Source organism: Pseudomonas sp. CHM02 (genome assembly GCF_000612585.1).
Taxonomy (GTDB): domain Bacteria; phylum Pseudomonadota; class Gammaproteobacteria; order Pseudomonadales; family Pseudomonadaceae; genus Aquipseudomonas.
The window spans coordinates 134785-148733 of the sequence record NZ_JFCA01000004.1 but is presented as its reverse complement, the minus strand read 5'-3'; the positions used below and the strand labels follow the sequence as shown (position 1 = coordinate 148733).

Genomic DNA, 13949 nt, shown 5'->3' with positions numbered 1-13949 from the left:
TCGAGATCACTATGCCCGTAGCAAAGGAAAGAATAAGCCCGTCGAAAAGCAACGCTCTGTCGCAAGAGAGGATACAAAGGCCGGTCAGTAACGCGTGTCTCGTCAGCTACACTCAATCGACGCAAGACTGCAGAGGGACGTCGAGCATGGTTACCAAAACTGCAATCGTATTTGCTGGCGGTGGCAGCTTGGGAGCTGTTCAGGTAGGGATGCTGCGGGCCTTGATGGAGGCCAATGTAAGCTTTGACATAGTGGTCGGAGCCTCGGTAGGGGCAATCAATGGCGCCTACTTTGCCGCAAGACCCAATGCAGAAGGAGTCGAAGCACTCGCCGGTTTCTGGCGTGGTCTGAATAAAAAGGACATCTTTCCTTTATCCTGGCTCGATACCTGTAGAGGCTTGATCAAGCGGCGTGGTTTCCTGTTGCAACCAGCGGCTTTGCATCGACTACTGGGTCAAGCGTTACCCATTCACCGCATTGAAGAGGCTGCACTTCCCCTGCACATCGTCACCACTGATCTGCTCAGCGGTGCCGAAACAGTGCTGTCCAGTGGGGAACTTAAGCAGGCGTTATTAGCAAGCGCGGCCATCCCGCTCGTGTTCCCGTGTGTACAAATTGCCGATCGATTTCTGGTCGATGGCGGTGTGGCAAGCAATACACCCATTTCAACTGCCGTGGCCCTGGGGGCCACTAATGTCGTGGTAGTCCCCACCGGGGTGAGTTGCGCCCTGACACAACCTCCGCGAGGCCTGGTCGCTTTAGCACTGCATACCGTCAACCTGATGAGCATGCGCCAATTGGTGAGCGACATCGAACACTTCCGTACCCTCACCAGCCTGCATATCGTCCCACCTTTGTGCCCCGTGGATGTCTCTGTATTCAATTTTGCCCAGACAGAAGATTTGCTGCAGCGCGCTTATAAACAGACGCTATGGTGGCTAGACGGTGGAGGGCTTGAGCGCACGAAAGTACCGGGAGCGCTGACGATTCACTCCCATGCCCATGATAACTGAATGCGCGCTAACTGCCGGTTACTGCCCAAGTCAACAGGCTAATGTCGCTGCTGCAGAAAACCAAATAGCCTATCGGTTTTCTGCGCCACAGCTTTGCTCGCCTGTCGAGATGGAGCTGGGCCGAGACATTGAAGGACTCTACGGATGTTGAAAAAAATCAGAAGAGCGAATGCGGATGACTGGCAAGCCAAGACCAGTGCTGACTGCCAGTCCAGAATCAAAACAGACAGTAATTCATCTCACAGTTAGAGATCTGATTTTTTTGAATCTCGGTTTTTTTAAACTACTCCCCCTAAAAATGGCTATAACCACCAAATTCCACGTTGATATCAGTCTCTTGGTTAGCCTGCTCCCATGAACATTAGTCAATAAACATCCCCACAGCATTGGTGCCTGAACACACCGCATAGCATGATGCTTGACCGCTTATGAACAGATGACATCACCTACTTGTAAAATCAAGCATATGGCTCAGTAACCAGATCAACCCTGTCCATCCCCAAACCGTAAACCCACACTCCATACCCCAGCACCGTCTAATGCTGAAACGTCATCATCTCCCCTTCTCCTGCATGTTAATCTCGCATCACCACGAATAGACATTGATCGTCACAAGACGATGACCAGAACCAGGAAAGCCCATGCCAAAGATTTCTCACTCAGCCCTGCGCCGCAAATTCCGTGAATTGCTTGCCACCCCAACCTGCGTTGAAACCGCATCCGTCTTTGACCCGATGTCGGCGCGTATCGCTGCTGACCTGGGTTTTGAAGTCGGCATCCTCGGTGGCTCCGTTGCCTCGTTGCAGGTACTGGCGGCACCCGATTTCGCGTTGATCACGCTGAGTGAGTTCGTTGAGCAAGCGACCCGTATTGGCCGTGTGGCCCAGTTGCCGTTCATTGCCGACGCCGATCACGGCTACGGTAACGCCCTGAACGTGATGCGCACTGTCGAAGAGCTGGAGCGTGCCGGTGTGGCCGCGTTGACCATTGAAGACACGTTGCTGCCCGCGCAATTCGGGCGCAAGTCCACTGACCTGATTTCCATCGACGAAGGCATCGGCAAAGTCCGCGCTGCGCTGGAGGCGCGTGTTGATCCGGAGCTGTCGATCATTGCCCGCACCAATGCCGGCGTACTGCCGACCGAAGCGGTGATCGAACGCACCCAGGCTTATCAGAAAGCCGGTGCCGACGGGATTTGCATGGTGGGTGTGGCTGACTTCGAGCATCTGGAACAGATCGCAGAGAACCTGACAGTGCCGCTGATGCTGGTGACGTATGGCAACCCTAAGCTGAATGACGCCAAGCGTCTGGCCAGCCTCGGTGTACGCGTGGTGGTTGCCGGTCACGGCGCTTACTTCGCCGCGATCAAGGCGACCTACGACAGCCTGCGCGCCCAGCGGCAGTTGACCCACAGCACGGACAACCTCAGTGCCACCGAGCTGACGCACACGTACACCTTGCCGGAAAACTATGTGGCGTGGGCTGAAAAGTTCATGAACGTCAAAGAGTAACGTTCGACCCGGAACGAGGGGTGCAACACCCCTCCTTTTCCGCTCAGGTGAAAAAACGATTCGCCGGCCGCGGCAACCCCAAGTTCTCGCGCAAGGTCAGCCCTTCATACTCGCGGCGGAAAATCCCCCGTGCCTGCAACGTCGGCACCCTCTTGCCCACGAAGTCGTGGACGTTCCCTGTCCAATAATCAAACGTGCGGGCTTATGCGTTCAAATGCCTTGGCCGCCCGACACTTCGATGCGCTGCGCATTCACCCAGCGATTGTCCTCGGACAGCAAACCCGCAATCATCGGGCCGATATCGTCCGGCACACCTGCGCGGCCCAGGGCGGTCATGTCGGCGAAGAGTTTGTTCACCTCGGGGTTGTCGCGCACGGCGCCGCCGCCAAAGTCAGTCTCGATGGCACCGGGCGCCACGGTGTTGACCGCGATGCCACGGCTGCCGAATTCCTTGGCCATATAGACAGACAGCACTTCGACCGCGGCCTTCACAGCGGCGTACGCCCCATAACCAGGGAACGACACACGGGTCAGCCCCGAAGACAGATTGACGATGCGTCCACCGTCGGCAATCAGCGGCAGCAGGGCTTGGGTGAGGAACAGGACGCCCTTGAAATGCACATTCACCAGCCCGTCGAACTGCGCCTCGGTGGTCTGTTCGATCAGTGCATAGTCGCCGTGGCCGGCGTTGTTCACCAGGTGGTCAACGCTGTCGCGCTGCCAGGTATCACGCAATACGCCACGCAGTTGCTCGGCAAACCCGGCGAAGCTGGCGATGTTGCCGGTGTCCAGTGGCAGGGCCACGGCTTTGCGTCCCAGGGCCTGGATGTCGGCCACGACCGCCAGGGCATCTTCGGCACGGCGTTGGTAGGTGATGATCACATCACTGCCCTTGCGGGCGATGCTCAGGGCGGTGTTTCGGCCGAGGCCACGGCTGGCGCCGGTGACGATAGCAAGCTTGGTCATGGTGCTGCTCCAGGTGAGGTGTGGCGCCATGATAGGAAGCCTGCGATCGTGCGGCGTTACCGAAACCTGCGGGTTGTTTGCCTAATTATCCCAACGTCATGCCGAGTCCAGGGCCCGGCCTTTGACCGCGTCGACGTCCTTGATCGGCGGCAGCCCGAACATGCGCGCGTACTCGCGGTTGAACTGCGACACGCTTTCATACCCCACGTTGAACGCTGCGCTGCTGGCCGAAGTGCCTTCCGACATCATCAGCCGGCGCGCCTCGATCAGGCGCAGGTTCTTCTGGAACTGCAAAGGCGACAACGACGTGAACGCACGGAAATGCCGGTGGAACGACGACAGGCTCATACCCGCCGTCGCCGCCAGCTCATCGACCGGCAGCGGCTTTTTATAATCGGCCCGCAACACCGCCACTGCCCGCGCCACCCGATGGGCCTGGCCTTCGGCCCAGCCGAGTCTGCGAATGGCTGCGCCGTGCCGTCCCTCCAGCAACCAATAGTGCAGCTCACGCACCAACTGCCCATGCAGTACCGGGGCGGAGGCCGGGAAGTCCAGCAGGCGCATCAGTCGCAACGCGGAGTCGGCCACCTGCTGATCAATCCGCTCGGCCGCCTTCACTGCCGCGCCGGTGGCTTGCGGCTGCGGTTTCATCTGCAACGACAGCTCGGCGATAACAGCAGCGTCGAGGTCCAGCACGATCGACAGATAGGGTTCTTCGGCACTGGCCCGGGTGATCTGGCTCACGGTAGGCACATCCGCCGTGATCAACAGCGAATCGCCTGCCTCAAAGGTAAAGGTCTCGGTACCGAGGGTGACGTCCTTGGTGCCTTGCAGGATCAGGCAAACCAGCGGATTGGGCATCGCATGCATCAGCCCGCTCGGGCGGGTCGAGCGGATGGTCGTCAACCCCGGAATCGGCGTCTGGGCCACGCCCGCAGGGTTGGCGTTCGCCTCGACGTAGCGGCGAACGGCGTCAAGCAGGGTTTCGTTCATGGGACTGTGTCTCTGGGCGTCAGGCGCTCAACATACACCAACCAGTGAATACGGGATAAACCTGACGGACGCGATTACGAACCACAAGTGCATGACTCAGTGAGCGTTATGCAGATTATCGAAGCCAATCACTCGCCGTAACCTGTGCTCCATGGCGCAAGCACACCGCCTTGCGCAGCACACAAACGGAGCGTCCCATGACCCTATCCACAGCCCGCCAACTCGAAGGCAAAGTCGCGCTGATCACCGGCGCCAGTTCAGGTATCGGCCGCGCGGCCGCCATTGTCCTGGCGCAACGCGGGGCGAAGATCGTCGCGGCTGCCCGCCGTCAGAGCGAACTTGACGAGGTGGTCGCCGAGATCACCGCCCAGGGAGGGATCGCCGCCGCCATCTTGGTTGACGTGACCCGCGAAGCCGACATCATTGCCATGGTGCAATTTGCAGTGGACACCTACGGCAAACTCGACATTGCCTTCAACAATGCTGGCACCGAAGGCGTGTTCGCGCCGCTGCTCGAGCAGGACAATGCGCGCTTCGACCTGGTGTTCGAACCCAACGTGCGCGGCGTCTTCAACTGCATGAAATACGAAGCCAAGGTCATGCTGGAACAGGGCTTTGGCAGCATCATCAATAACGCGTCCATGGGCGGCGTGATCGGTTTCGAGAATGCGGCGCTGTATATCGGCACCAAACACGCCGTCGTCGGCATGACCAAGACCGCCTCCATCGAGTGGTTCAAGCAAGGTGTCAGGGTCAATGCGCTGTGCCCGGGCCTGATCGAAACGCCATTCCACCATCGTGGAATCTGGCCATCGGTGGAAGCCCAGCACGCCTTTGCCGCCAGCACCCCGGCCAGCCGTTTCGGCACGGCCGAAGAAATGGCGACAGTCGTGGCGTTCCTGGGTTCTGAAGATGCCAGCTACGTGTCCGGCCATGCCTTGCTGGCAGATGGCGGCTACTCGGTGGCCTGACGGTTACGCGCCTGGAAGAAGTCGATAAATGCCCGGAGCTTTCCGGGCATTTGCGCTCGGTTGGCGTAATACAGGTGGAAGGTCTCGGCCGGTGCCGCGTACTTTTCCAGCAGTGGCAGCAATGCCCCGCTGTCGATATCCGCCTGGGCAAACGGGCGGAACACCAGCGCCAGGCCGCAGCCCAGGCGCGCCGCCGACAAGGTGGTGCGCATCTCGTCCAGGACCAGGCGGCCCTTCACGTCGATCTCGACATTGGCCTTGCCAATGCGAAACGTCCAATCCATGTATGGCCCGCGGCTGCTCAGGCGCTGGTGAATGCACTCGTGGGCCAGCAGGTCCTCGGGCGTGTTCAGCTGCGCCAGGTAAGCGGGCGCGGCCACCACCACCATCGGCTGCGACGCGCCCAGCGGCACGGCGATCATGTCGCGCTGCAACGCCTGGCCCAGACGGATGCCGGCATCGAAACCCTCGCCGATGATGTCGTTCAAGCCGTTGTCGAGCGCAATATCCAGACTGGTCTGCGGGTACTGCGCAAGGAACGCCGCCACATTGGGTTCGATCAGCGAGGCAAAGGCCACGTGGGAGCTGTTGATCTTCAACGCGCCGGAGGGTTGGCTGGCGGTGTCATGCACTTGCTGCACCGACAAGCGGATCTGCTCCAGCGCCGGCGCCAGGGTGTCGAGCAATTGGCTGCCGCATTCGGTCAACGCGACGCTGCGCGTGGTGCGGTTGAACAGACGCACACCCAACTGCGCTTCGAGCTGCTTGATGGTCTTGGACATGGCTGTCGGCGTGACCTCCATCTCGGCTGCCGCCCGCGCGAAACTCATATGGCGGGCCACACACTCGAACGCGATCAATGCAGGCAGATGGGTGGATTTCAGGCTCATGCAGCGTCTCGAAGGGTGGATGCAAACGGTGTTGCGCAGCATAAGTGAGTTCAACTAAGTCGCACACTGAAAATACCGCCCACGCAAAAAAAATCCGCCGCAGAATCTGCGGCGGCAACCAAAGGATTTTGTCGAAGCAGAGCGGCTAAGACAGCTCCAACGCTACACCCGCAGTCGATTAAACATAGTGAAGTTTAATTAATCGAGTTTCATCCGGTGGCGGGCTGCAGGCCACGCCGACTGTGCTTAGAATCAACTTCGGCATCCACGCCGAACACAATAAAAACCGTAACAGCTCACCTGCAAACATCTGCCCATACAACGTTATGCGCCATCCAATAAGTGCGATGTTTCTGTGCGCGCGTTCATCATTCCGGGGAAGTAACAACATGATTAAACAGTCGAGCCTGTTAGCACTGGCGGTGTGTGCCGGTCTCAGCCAGATGGCGTTTGCCGAGTCCGTCAGCGACCAGGCGGATTCCAAGGGTTTTATCGAAGGCAGCAGCGTCACCGGGTTGTTGCGCAACTACTACATGAACCGCAATCGCGAAGGCGGTCGGGCCGATAACATCGACTGGACCCAGGGAGCGATGCTCAACTACGCCTCGGGCTTCACCCAGGGCACCATCGGTTTCGGCGTCGACGCCTACGCCTACGGCGGGCTGAAACTCGACGCTACCCACGCGGACGCCGGCACCGGCAACCTGCCGACCGACCGGCATGGCGACCCCGAAGATGCCTACGGCTCCGTCGGTGCGGCGGTGAAGATAAAGGTCTCCAAGACCCAACTGAAATTCGGTGACATGCAGCCCACCGCGCCGGTGTTTGCCACTGGCGGCACGCGCCTGTTACCGCAGACCGCCACCGGTTTCGACCTGACCAGCAGCGAAATCGCCGGCCTGGACCTGGAAGCCGGGCATTTCACCAGCACCAACAGCGGCATGACCAGCAACCACGACCACGATATCTACGCGACTTACGCCAACGTCGCCGCCAACAGTGCGAGTTTCGTCGGTGGCAAATACACCTTCACCCCATCCTTGAGCGCAACGCTGTATGCCGGTGAGTTGGAAGATATCTGGCGCCAGTACTACACCAACCTCAACTACGTGATCCCGTTGGGCAATGACCAGTCCCTGGCGCTGGACGGCAACCTGTACCGCACCTTCGACACCGGCAGCGCCAAGGCCGGGGCGATCAACAACACCACCTACTCGCTGGCAGCCGCCTACTCGTTCCTGCAGGCGCACACGCTGACGCTGTCGTTCCAGAAAGTGCATGGCGACACGCCGTTTGACTACATCGGCACCGGCAACAACGGCGCGGGCGAAGGCGGTGATTCGGTGTACCTGGCCAACTCGGTGCAATGGGGCGACTTCAACGGCCCGGGTGAACAGTCCTGGGGCATCCGCTATGACCTCAACGTGGCCAGTTATGGCGTGCCGGGGCTGAGTTTCATGGCGCGCTACATCAACGGCTCGGACATCAATGGCACCCATACACCGGACCACAGCGCCTACGTAGGCGACTACGGTGCCGATGGCGCGCACCACGAGACCGACCTGGAGGCCAAATACGTGATCCAGAGCGGCCCGGCGAAAAACCTGTCGTTGCGCGTGCGCGATGCGATCGTGGCGTCGAACGCCGACCAGCGCGACGGGGACCTGAACGAACTGCGACTGATCGTCGACTACCCATTCACCCTGCTGTAATCACTGCGGGATCGAGCCCAGCCGTTGCCGCATCCCTGCGCTGGCGGCCGGGCCGGCCTGCAACATGCAGTGCTCCAACGGCACCACGCGCCCTTCACCGCTCACCAACATCGGCTGCAGCGGTTGACCTGTCTCGCGCTCCACCACCTGCACACTGGCGCCCTCCTCGGCGTAATGCCGATTGCCGAATGCCACCAGCGACATCAGCACCATGCGGAAATCCTCGCCCCTGGCTGTCGGCACGTATTCGTAGCGCGGCGGCCGCTCGCTGTAGACCCTGCGCTCCAGCATGCCCGCTTCCACCAACGCGGTGAGGCGACGGGTCAGCATATTCGGCGCGATGCCCAGGCTGCGCGAAAACTCATCGAACCGGCGCAGGCCCTGCAGCGCATCGCGCATGATCAGGATGCTCCACCACTCCCCTACTCGGTCGAGACTGCGGGCGATGGGGCATTCGTCGCTGGTGAGGGACTTGCGTTGCATGGGTGGCTTCCTTTGAACGGTGCATATTTGCGTGTCGCCATGTTACTTTCATGATGATAGTGACGTCCACAGGGTCTGTTCCCTCAACGCAACCGGAGTCGATTGATCATGAGTAAACGCATCGTTGTAACAGGCATGGGCGCGCTGACGCCGCTGGGCGCTGACGTGGAGACAACCTGGCGACGGCTGTTGGCCGGGCAGTCGGGCATTCGTCGCCTGCCGGAAGACTTGATCGGCGACCTGGCCGTGAGCATCGGCGGCCAGGTGCAGAGCACGCTGCAGGACCCCGAGGCGGGGTTTGATCCCGATCGGCTGCTGGCGGCCAAGGAACAGCGCAAAATGGACCGCTTTATCCTGTTCGCCCTGGCGGCAGCGGATGAAGCCTTGAAACAGGCCGGCTGGGCACCGAAGACCGCGCACGAGCAGGAACGCACCGCAACCATCATCGCCTCGGGCGTGGGTGGTTTTCCGGCGATTGCCGACGCGGTACGCACCACCGATAGTAAGGGGCCACGGCGTTTGTCGCCGTTCACCATTCCGTCCTTTCTAAGCAATATGGCCGCCGGGCATGTGTCGATCAACTACGGGTTGAAAGGCCCGTTGGGTGCACCGGTGACCGCGTGTGCGGCCGGCGTGCAGGCGATTGGCGATGCGGCACGGATGATTCGTGCCGGCGAGGTCGATGTGGCGGTGTGTGGTGGCGCCGAAGCGGCGATCCATCGGGTCAGCCTGGCGGGCTTTGCGGCGGCGCGGGCGTTGTCCAGTGACTTCAATGACACGCCCGAACTGGCCTCCCGCCCTTTCGATCAGGCGCGCGATGGCTTTGTCATGGGCGAAGGCGCGGGCATCCTGGTGATCGAGGAACTGGAACACGCCCTGGCTCGCGGCGCACAGCCGATCGCCGAGCTGGTCGGCTACGGCACCAGTGCCGATGCCTATCACATGACGGCCGGCCCGGAAGACGGTGACGGCGCACGCCGGGCGATGACACAGGCATTGCGCCAGGCCGGTATCCAGGCCGCTGAAGTACAGTACCTGAACGCCCACGCCACCTCGACACCGGTGGGTGACAAGGGTGAACTGGCCGCCATCAAGACGGTCTTTGGTGCCAGCGGCAGCCCGGCGATCAGCTCGACCAAATCCGCCACCGGCCATTTGCTCGGGGCAGCCGGCGGGATCGAAGCGATCTTCACCGTACTTGCCCTGCGCGACCAGGTGGCCCCGGTCACGCTCAACCTGGATAACCCCGACGCCCTTGCCGACGGTCTGGACATGCTGCGCGGCCAGGCCCGTTCGATGCCGATTGAATACGCCCTGTCCAACGGCTTCGGTTTTGGCGGCGTGAATGCCAGCGTGCTGTTCCGACGCTGGGCGTAGTTTGCCCCTGTCGTGATTTTCGGGGACCATGGCGCCTTTCTGAACCTGCCAACGAGAGGCGCCCATGGCCAACCACGACCTGCACTACACCCCGGATCCCGATGCCGACTCGATCTCTTCGGACGTCATCGGCTTCAACGGCATCCTGGTGTCCACCCAGATCCCGACCCGCGCCGATGGCAGCCTGGAACTGGGCGATATCACCCTGCAAAGCGAATGCACCCTGCAAGCCCTGAAAGTCGCCCTGGAAAAGGCCGGCAGCTCCATGGACCGGGTGATGCACCTGACCATTTATCTGACCGACATGGCCGACCGCGCCGCCTTCAACGAGGTCTACAAACGCTTCTTCGCCAAGCCCTGGCCCGTGCGTGCGGCGGTTGGCGTGGCGGCATTGGCGGTCGAAGGCATGCGCGTGGAAGTCACGGCGATGGCCGCTCAGGCCTGAGTGGGTGCCGGTCAGGCATTTCACAGCTACAATGCGCGCCTCGACCGTGACAAGCCTGACTAAAAAAACTATGTCCTTGCCCAAGCATCACCTGGAATTGCTCAGCCCTGCCCGCGATGTCGCCATCGCGCGCGAGGCGATCCTGCACGGCGCCGACGCCGTGTACATTGGCGGCCCGAGCTTCGGCGCGCGCCATAACGCCTGCAACGAGGTGAGCGATATCGCTCAACTGGTGGAGTTCGCCCGCCGTTACCACGCCCGCGTGTTCACCACCCTCAACACCATCCTGCACGACAACGAGCTGGAACCCGCGCGCAAGCTGATCCATCAGCTCTACGACGCCGGCGTCGATGCGTTGATCGTGCAAGACCTGGGCGTGATGGAACTGGATATCCCGCCCATCGAGCTGCACGCCAGCACCCAGACCGACATTCGTACCCTGGGCCGCGCCAAGTTTCTCGACCAGGCCGGTTTCTCGCAGTTGGTATTGGCCCGTGAGCTGAACCTGCAGGAAATCCGCGCCATCGCCGACGAAACCGATGCCGCCATCGAATTCTTCATCCACGGCGCCCTGTGCGTGGCGTTCTCCGGGCAGTGCAACATCTCCCACGCGCAGAACGGCCGCAGCGCCAACCGTGGCGACTGCTCCCAAGCGTGCCGCCTGCCGTATACGCTGAAGGACGATCAAGGCCGCGTCGTGGCGTTTGAAAAGCACCTGCTGTCGATGAAAGACAACAACCAGAGCGCCAACCTGCGCGCCCTGGTCGAAGCCGGCGTGCGCTCGTTCAAGATCGAAGGCCGCTACAAGGACATGGGCTATGTGAAGAACATCACCGCCTATTACCGCCAGCGCCTCGACGAGATCCTCGAAGACCGCCCGGACCTGGCCCGCGCTTCCAGCGGCCGCACCGCGCACTTTTTCCTGCCCGACCCGGAAAAAACCTTCCACCGTGGCAGCACCGACTATTTCGTCACTGACCGCAAGGTCGACATCGGCGCCTTCGACACCCCGACCTTTACCGGCCTGCCGGTGGGTGTGGTGGAAAAAGCCGGCAAGCGCGACCTGCAAGTGGTCACCCACGAGCCGCTGTCCAACGGCGATGGCCTCAATGTGCTGGTCAAGCGCGAAGTGGTGGGTTTTCGCGCCAATATCGCCGAGCCTAAAGGCGAGTTCAAGGAAGACGGCGAGAAGCGCTACCGCTACCGCGTCGAGCCAAATGAGATGCCGGCCGGCCTGCATCAACTGCGCCCGAACCACCCGCTGAACCGCAACCTGGACCACAACTGGCAACAAGCGCTGCTGAAGACCTCGGCCGAGCGCCGTATCGGCCTGTCCTGGGTCGCTCGCTTGCGTGAAGAGCAATTGGAAGTCATCGCCACCAGCGAAGAAGGGCTCAGCGCCAGCGCCACCCTGCCCGGCCCGTTCGGCGTGGCCAACAAGCCGGAACAGGCGCTGGACACCCTGCGCGACCTGCTCGGCCAATTGGGCACCACCGAGTACCACGCCACCCAGGTCAAGCTGGATGCACCGCAGGCATTCTTCATCCCCAACTCACAGCTCAAGGCCCTGCGCCGCGAAGTGATCGAGGCGCTGACCGCCGCCCGCGTAGCGGCTCATCCCCGGGGTGGCCGCAAAGCCGAGACCTCGCCGCCACCGGTGTACCCGGACGCGCACCTGTCGTTCCTGGCCAACGTCTACAACCAGAAAGCCCGCGACTTCTACCACCGCCACGGCGTGAAGCTGATCGACGCGGCCTTCGAAGCCCATGAAGAAACCGGCGAAGTGCCGGTGATGATCACCAAGCACTGCCTGCGCTTCTCGTTCAACCTGTGCCCTAAACAGGCCAAGGGTGTCACGGGCGTGAAGACCAAGGTCGCGCCGATGCAATTGATCCACGGCGATGAAGTGCTGACCCTGAAGTTCGACTGCAAACCCTGCGAAATGCACGTGGTGGGCAAGATCAAGGGGCATATCCTCGGCCTGCCGCAGCCAGGCAGCGTGGTGGAGCATTTCAACCCGGAAAACATCATTTTCCAGGGTACGCACTGACACGCTGGGAGCGGGGCCACCACCAGCCCCGCTGCAACCCCGCAGCCGCCAACAGAATCGCCGCCACACCCAGCCATTGCAGCCAGCCCAGGCGATGCCCGAAGGCGATCCAATCGACGAAGATCGCCGCAATCGGGTAGATGAACGACAGTGCACCGGTAATCGCCGTGGGCAGTTTCTGGATTGCGCCGTACAGCAGCACGTACATCAAACCGGTGTGCACCACGCCAAGGGTCACCAACGCCGTCCAGGCGTTGGGGGTGGCTGGCAAACTATTCCAAGGCACCATCGGTGCGAGCAACAGCGCGCCGGTGGTCACCTGGATCAACGCCATCAAATGCGGTGGCACCTCTTTCAAGCGCTTGATGATCAGCGCCGCGATGGCGTAGAGCAAGGCCGCGCCCAACGCCAAGGCGATGCCGGCCAGGTAATCGTCGCCGGTTTGTTGATCGCCGTGGGCGGTGACAATCGCCAGCATCCCCAGGAACGCCACGCTCAACCATGCCAGTTTCTGCACGGTGATCTTTTCTCCCAGGAACACCGCCGCGAGCATCACCAGCATGAACGGCTGCACGTTGTACACCGCCGTGCTGATAGCGATCGACGCGCGGGAATAAGACTCGAACAGTAGCAACCAGTTGCCGACAATCGCTACGCCGCTGAGCATCGCCAGGCCGAGCCTGGCCCAACTGAGCAAGTCCAGGCGCAGGTAACCGAGCAACGCGCAGACCAGCAACAGTGCCAGGCCGCCAATGGCGCAGCGCCAGAACACCACTTCGATCACCGACACGCCAGAGACCAGTACAAACCAGCCAATGGTGCCCGAGATCAACATGGCGGCGACCATTTCCCACGACCCGCGACGGATGGATGTGTCCATGATTGAAGCTCCTCAAGTGAGGCTCAATTATGGCAATCTGCTTGAGACCGTCTCCAGCGACTAAAAAAGGCTGGACGCCTGGATTACCTTTACTTATTAGGCGAACACCATGATTGACACCATCGACCAGCAACTGATCGCCGCTTTGATGGACGACTCGCGCCTGTCCCTCAAGGCACTGGCCGGCATTACCGGACTGTCCTCGCCCAGTGTCGGCGAACGCCTGCGCCGTCTCGAAGAGCGTGGCGTGCTGACGCACTACACCGTCGACATCGACCCCAGGCATTTCGGCTACCTGCTGCAAGCCATCGTGCGCATCCGCCCGCTGCCCGGCAAATTGCACGAGGTGGAGCGGCAGATACAGGCGATCCCCGAGTTCACCGAATGCGACAAGGTGACCGGAGAGGATTGCTTCATTGCGCGCCTGCATGTGCGCACCATGGACCATCTGGACAGCTTGCTCGACCGGCTCAACGCCTACGCCGAAACCAACACGGCCATCGTCAAGAAAACCCCGGTCAAACGCCGTTTGCCGCCCTTGGGGGATCAGTGATTTCGAGCCATCAGCGCAATCCTGTGGTGAGCGGGCTTGTTGTGGTGAGCGGGCTTGTCCCGCGCTGGGGCGCGAAGTGGCCCCAGCAAGATCAGCGCGGTCATC

General features: G+C 61.2%; 13 protein-coding genes. 8 read left to right on the top strand and 5 right to left on the bottom strand.

Going from position 1 to position 13949, the window contains the following annotated elements; genetic code table 11:
* Positions 1-146: 146 nt before the first annotated feature.
* Complete coding sequence (locus BM70_RS0103540) at positions 147-1013, top strand: patatin-like phospholipase family protein (protein ID WP_025854731.1); 867 nt, start codon at positions 147-149, stop codon at positions 1011-1013.
* Positions 1014-1654: 641 nt separating this feature from the next.
* A complete protein-coding gene (locus BM70_RS0103535; RefSeq protein WP_025854730.1) occupies positions 1655-2524 on the top strand; it encodes an oxaloacetate decarboxylase in 870 nt (289 codons plus the stop codon).
* A 210-nt stretch (positions 2525-2734) separates the two neighbouring features.
* Here BM70_RS0103535 and BM70_RS0103530 read toward each other — a convergent pair whose 3' ends face one another.
* Positions 2735-3490, bottom strand: a complete 756-nt coding sequence (locus BM70_RS0103530) for an SDR family NAD(P)-dependent oxidoreductase (RefSeq protein ID WP_025854729.1) — start codon at positions 3488-3490, stop codon at positions 2735-2737.
* A gap of 96 nt (positions 3491-3586) precedes the next feature.
* The gene (locus tag BM70_RS0103525; protein WP_025854728.1) at positions 3587-4483 is read right to left on the bottom strand and encodes an AraC family transcriptional regulator; all 897 of its coding nucleotides are present in this window, start codon (positions 4481-4483) and stop codon (positions 3587-3589) included.
* A 197-nt stretch (positions 4484-4680) separates the two neighbouring features.
* On the opposite strand from BM70_RS0103525, the gene BM70_RS0103520 reads away from it, so the two are divergent.
* Complete coding sequence (locus tag BM70_RS0103520) at positions 4681-5454, top strand: SDR family NAD(P)-dependent oxidoreductase (protein ID WP_025854727.1); 774 nt, start codon at positions 4681-4683, stop codon at positions 5452-5454.
* Here BM70_RS0103520 and BM70_RS0103515 read toward each other — a convergent pair.
* Positions 5439-6344 (bottom strand): LysR family transcriptional regulator, encoded by a 906-nt coding sequence (locus BM70_RS0103515; protein WP_025854726.1) that lies wholly within the window; start codon positions 6342-6344, stop codon positions 5439-5441. The genes BM70_RS0103520 and BM70_RS0103515 overlap by 16 nt on opposite strands.
* Positions 6345-6733: 389 nt before the next feature.
* Here BM70_RS0103515 and BM70_RS0103510 point away from each other — a divergent pair, with 389 nt between their 5' ends.
* Positions 6734-8056 carry an OprD family porin gene (locus tag BM70_RS0103510; protein ID WP_025854725.1) on the top strand — a complete coding sequence of 441 codons (1323 nt, stop codon included), beginning with the start codon at positions 6734-6736 and terminating at the stop codon, positions 8054-8056.
* Here BM70_RS0103510 and BM70_RS0103505 read toward each other — a convergent pair whose 3' ends face one another.
* Positions 8057-8539: a helix-turn-helix domain-containing protein gene (locus BM70_RS0103505; RefSeq protein ID WP_025854724.1), complete on the bottom strand. Its 483-nt coding sequence runs from the start codon at positions 8537-8539 to the stop codon at positions 8057-8059. It lies immediately after the preceding gene.
* A gap of 108 nt (positions 8540-8647) precedes the next feature.
* On the opposite strand from BM70_RS0103505, the gene fabF reads away from it, so the two are divergent.
* From fabF to BM70_RS0103490, 3 genes are all read left to right on the top strand, one after another.
* Positions 8648-9916: a beta-ketoacyl-ACP synthase II gene (gene fabF / locus BM70_RS0103500; RefSeq protein WP_025854723.1), complete on the top strand. Its 1269-nt coding sequence runs from the start codon at positions 8648-8650 to the stop codon at positions 9914-9916.
* A gap of 64 nt (positions 9917-9980) precedes the next feature.
* Positions 9981-10361 (top strand): RidA family protein, encoded by a 381-nt coding sequence (locus BM70_RS0103495; protein WP_025854722.1) that lies wholly within the window; start codon positions 9981-9983, stop codon positions 10359-10361.
* A gap of 70 nt (positions 10362-10431) precedes the next feature.
* Complete coding sequence (locus BM70_RS0103490) at positions 10432-12411, top strand: U32 family peptidase (protein ID WP_025854721.1); 1980 nt, start codon at positions 10432-10434, stop codon at positions 12409-12411.
* Here BM70_RS0103490 and BM70_RS0103485 read toward each other — a convergent pair.
* Positions 12389-13291, bottom strand: coding sequence for a DMT family transporter (locus BM70_RS0103485; protein WP_025854720.1), 903 nt, complete (start codon positions 13289-13291; stop codon positions 12389-12391). The genes BM70_RS0103490 and BM70_RS0103485 overlap by 23 nt on opposite strands.
* Positions 13292-13400: 109 nt before the next feature.
* Here BM70_RS0103485 and BM70_RS0103480 point away from each other — a divergent pair, with 109 nt between their 5' ends.
* A complete protein-coding gene (locus BM70_RS0103480) occupies positions 13401-13844 on the top strand; it encodes an Lrp/AsnC family transcriptional regulator (RefSeq protein ID WP_025854719.1) in 444 nt (147 codons plus the stop codon).
* The last annotated feature ends 105 nt before the right edge of the window (positions 13845-13949 follow it).